This window comes from Variovorax sp. PvP013 (assembly GCF_050435945.1).
In the GTDB taxonomy this organism is placed as follows: domain Bacteria; phylum Pseudomonadota; class Gammaproteobacteria; order Burkholderiales; family Burkholderiaceae_C; genus Variovorax.
In genome coordinates this window covers 1-3,780 of sequence record NZ_JBNDLF010000023.1, presented here as the reverse complement: position 1 = coordinate 3,780, position 3,780 = coordinate 1, and the positions used below count along the sequence as shown (strand labels likewise).

The window sequence follows — 3,780 nt, the reverse complement described above, 5'->3', positions numbered from 1 at the left end:
GCGGTCACGCAGCTGGACCAGGCCACGCAGCAGAACGCCGCGCTGGTCGAGCAGAGCGCGGCGGCCGCCGAGAGCATGCGCTTCCAGGCCGAGCAGCTGGTGCAGGCCGTGGGGGTGTTCCAGACCTCGGGCTCGGGCGCATCGGCGTCGGCGACGGCGAGCGCCTCGCGCGCCGCGCCCCGGAGCGTCGAGCACCGCGCCGTGGCGCCGGCGCGCAAAGCCTCGGCCCCTCGCAAGACCGTCGCCGCCCCGGCCATGCGCGCTCCCTTGGGTGCGCCGGCCTTCGCCCACGCGGGCGCGGGCGCGGGGGCCGGAGCGGGCGCGGGCCCGATCGCCCCCTCGCGCCCCGGCACCGACGACTGGGAGTCGTTCTGAGCCCCGGCCCCTGAGTCCAACTCCCTTCCCGGGTCGCCCGCGCACGCGCACCGCCCGGGCGACCTCGATTTCCTTTCCCCTCCCCCGAACCCAACCTCAACCCCCATCCCCATGAAGATCCTCATCGCCGACGACAGCCGCGCCATGCGCCAGGTGATCGCCCACATGCTGCGCGAGGCGGGCTTCCGCGGCCACCAGATCCTGGAGGCCAAGGACGGCGCCCAGGCCCTGCAGGTGGTCGCCTCCGAGGAGCCCGACCTCATCATCTCCGACTGGAACATGCCCGAGATGACGGGCATCGAGTTCCTGCAGAAGCTGCGCGAGGCGGACGACCAGACGCCCTTCGGCTTCGTCACCACCGAGGTGAGTCCGGCCATGCGCAGCCTGGCCACGGCCAGCGGCGCGCGCTTCCTCATCGGCAAGCCCTTCACCAGCGACGACTTCCACGACGCGCTGTGCGACGTGATCGACTGAGTCCCGCGACGACACCCAGACAGAGAGAGAAACCATGATCAAGATGCCCAGCGCCTTCCAGGTGAGCGAGTGCGTGCGCCGCCTCACGCGGCGCGAGACCGAGACGACGCTGCTCGCCAGGCCCTCGGCGACGGTGAAGCTGCCCTACGGAGGCACCTTCCACGGTGGCGACCGCGCGGTGGTGGCCATGTGCGCGGCCGACCTCGCCTTGGCCGCCTTCACGGGGGCGGCGCTGTCGCTGATTCCGGCGGAGTCGGCGCAGGAGCGCATCGCCACGGGGGTGCTCGACGAGATGCTGCAGGAGAACTTCGCCGAGGTGCTCAACGTGCTCGCGCGCATCTACGTGGTGCCCGAGAGCGCGCGCATGACGCTGCTCGAGACGATCTTCCCGCCGCGCGCGGTGCCCGCGACGCTGGAGGGCGCGGCCCCGGGGGCGGCGGTGCTGCGCGCGGACTACCGCATCGACATCGACGGCTACGGCACCGGCCACCTCGCGCTGTGGGGGCTGGCGTGAGCCGCGCGGCCGCGGCGCCGTCCACGGCCGCGATGCCGCACGTGGATGCTGCGGCCGACGACGTGGGCGTCCTGGTGCGCAGCTGCGCCGAGGCGACGCTCGCGCACATCGACGCGTCGGTCGACGAACTGGGTCAGGCCGGTGCCTTGCTCGGCGACGCCATGGCGGTGCTGCGCGCGAGCTTCGCCGCCGCCCTGGCGGCCGACGCCGAGGCCCGTGCCGCCGCCGCTGCGCCTGTCGATATCGATGCCGCTGCCGCCGCCACCGACCCCGACGCCTGCCGCCGGCATCTGGAGGCGGCGATGGTGGCGCTGCAGTGCGAGGACGCGCTGCTCCAGATGCTCGAGAGCCTGCGGCGACGCTCGCTGCAGGCGGGCGAGGCGCTGCGCTGCGCCGTCGTGCCCGGACCCGGCCCCGAACCCGGGCTCGCCGTGTGCGACCCGGCCGCCACGCCCGTCGACGAGCGAGCGGCCCGCGCGCGGACGGCGTCGCGCCTGCACCGGGCCGTCGCCGCGCTCGACGCGAGCGCCAAGCGCGCCGGGCCGGTGCGACAGCAGCGCGCCGTCGTGGGCACGGTCGAGCTGTTCTGAGCGGCACGCCGCCCCAACGCACGCCGGGCGGCCGGGCCGCTCCCGCAGCGACGCCTTCCTCGATCCTGTCGATCCCCGAATTTCTCGAGACCTCTCTGTCCCATGACCAAAACGATCCTCACCGTCGACGACTCCCCCTCGATCCGCCAGATGGTGGCGGCCACGCTGCGCCGTGGCGGCTACACCGTGGTGGAGGCGGTCGACGGGGTCGATGCGCTGGCGCGCGCGGGCGAGCGCGCCGACGTCGCGCTGGTGCTGACCGACCAGAACATGCCCCACATGGACGGGCTGACCCTCACGCGCAGCCTGCGCGCGCAGGAGCAGTACGCGCGCACGCCCATCCTGATGCTGACCACCGAGTCGAGCCCCGAGATGAAGGCCGCGGGCAAGGCCGCCGGGCTCACGGGGTGGATGGTCAAGCCGTTCGACCCGAAGACGCTGCTGGCGGTGCTCGACAAGGTGCTGGCCTGAGCGCGCCGGCCGGCCCGCACCCCCCGCGCGACACGACCCCGCAACGCAAGGCACAGGAGCGTCCATGGACATCGACATGAGCGAGTTTCTCGGCATCTTCGTGGAGGAGGCGCGCGAGCACCTCCAGGAGATGGAGGCGATGCTGCTGGCGCTGCGCATCGAGACGGTCACCACCGAGGACCTCAACAAGATCTTCCGCGCGGCGCACTCGATCAAGGGCGGCTCGGCCACCTTCGGGCTCCACGGCGTGACCGAGCTCGCGCACGTGCTGGAGTCGCTGCTCGACCGGCTGCGCGACCGGCGCCTCGCGCTGACCACCGAGATGGTGGACGCGCTGCTGCGCAGCACCGACACGATCGGCGCGCAGATCAGCGAGCACGAGGGCCGCGGCACGGTCGACGCGGCCGTGGTGGAGGCGCTGTGCGAGTGCATCCGGCGCCTGACCGAGGGCGAGGCGGCCGCGCCCGCGACGGTCGCCGCCGTGCCTGTCCCTGTGCCCGTGCCGGCGCCGGCGGCCAAGCCGGCCAAGCCGCTGGGCGTGGAGGGCGTGGCCTTCGGCTTCTTCGACGACGACGTGGAGGAGCCGACGCCGCTCCCGTCCGCAGCGGCGCCGGCCGCCGCGCCCGCCCAGCCCCCCGCCAAACCGGCCCAGCCCGCCAAACCCATGGGCGTCGAAGGCGTGGCCTTCGGCTTCTTCGACGACGACGACGACGAGGCGGCCCAGGGAGCCGCAGCGGCGGCGACAGCTTCCGCACCCGCACTCGCACCCGCACCCGCACCCGTGGCCATGCCCGTGCCCGTCGCGCTCGCCGCCAGCGCGCCGAAGCCGGCAACGGCCGCCGCGCCGGTGGCACCCACCGCATCCGCCGCCCCCGCCCCCGCGCACGAGTCCAACTCGATCCGCGTGGGCGTGGAGAAGGTCGACCAGATCATCAACCTGGTGGGCGAGCTGGTGATCACGCAGGCCATGCTCGCGCAGTGCGTGGACTCGGCCGGCACGCAGCGCCTGGAGCAGCTCAAGTCCGGGCTCGACCAGCTCGACCGCAACACGCGCGCGCTGCAGGAGGCGGCCATGGCGATCCGCATGATGCCCATCTCGGCGGTGTTCAACCGCTTCCCGCGCGTGGTGCGCGACGTCGCCGCGCGCCTGGGCAAGGAGGTCGAGCTGAAGCTCGTGGGCGAGGGCACCGAGCTCGACAAGGGCCTCATCGAGCGCATCGTCGACCCGCTCACGCACCTGGTGCGCAACAGCCTGGACCATGGCCTGGAGGCGCCGGCCGAGCGCATCGCCTGCGGCAAGCCCGTCAGGGGCACCATCACCCTGCGCGCGAGCCACCAGGGCGGCAACATCGTCAT

The 3,780-nt window shown here is 73.7% G+C and carries 5 protein-coding genes and 1 pseudogene; all 6 read left to right on the top strand.

The annotated features are described in order from the left end of the window. A pseudogene (locus ABID77_RS22545) lies at positions 1-375 on the top strand (methyl-accepting chemotaxis protein); the annotation flags it as partial. Between the two features lie 111 nt (positions 376-486). Beyond that, positions 487-849, top strand: coding sequence for a response regulator (locus tag ABID77_RS22540; protein WP_429600721.1), 363 nt, complete (start codon positions 487-489; stop codon positions 847-849). Between the two features lie 34 nt (positions 850-883). Then, positions 884-1,363: a hypothetical protein gene (locus ABID77_RS22535; protein ID WP_429600719.1), complete on the top strand. Its 480-nt coding sequence runs from the start codon at positions 884-886 to the stop codon at positions 1,361-1,363. Next, the gene (locus ABID77_RS22530; RefSeq protein WP_429600717.1) at positions 1,360-1,953 is read left to right on the top strand and encodes a hypothetical protein; all 594 of its coding nucleotides are present in this window, start codon (positions 1,360-1,362) and stop codon (positions 1,951-1,953) included. Before ABID77_RS22535 ends, ABID77_RS22530 begins: the two co-directional genes overlap by 4 nt. Before the next feature lie 102 nt (positions 1,954-2,055). Continuing rightward, positions 2,056-2,424 (top strand): response regulator, encoded by a 369-nt coding sequence (locus ABID77_RS22525; RefSeq protein ID WP_429600715.1) that lies wholly within the window; start codon positions 2,056-2,058, stop codon positions 2,422-2,424. Between the two features lie 76 nt (positions 2,425-2,500). Further along, positions 2,501-3,780 (top strand): chemotaxis protein CheA (locus ABID77_RS22520; RefSeq protein ID WP_429600714.1); only part of this gene is annotated, 1,280 nt, incomplete at its 3' end.

Coding starts and splice junctions, on each gene's coding strand:
- ABID77_RS22540 (WP_429600721.1), top strand. CDS start 487: ATGAAGATCCTCATCGCCGACGACAGCCGCGCCATGCGCCAGGTGATC.
- ABID77_RS22535 (WP_429600719.1), top strand. CDS start 884: ATGATCAAGATGCCCAGCGCCTTCCAGGTGAGCGAGTGCGTGCGCCGC.
- ABID77_RS22525 (WP_429600715.1), top strand. CDS start 2,056: ATGACCAAAACGATCCTCACCGTCGACGACTCCCCCTCGATCCGCCAG.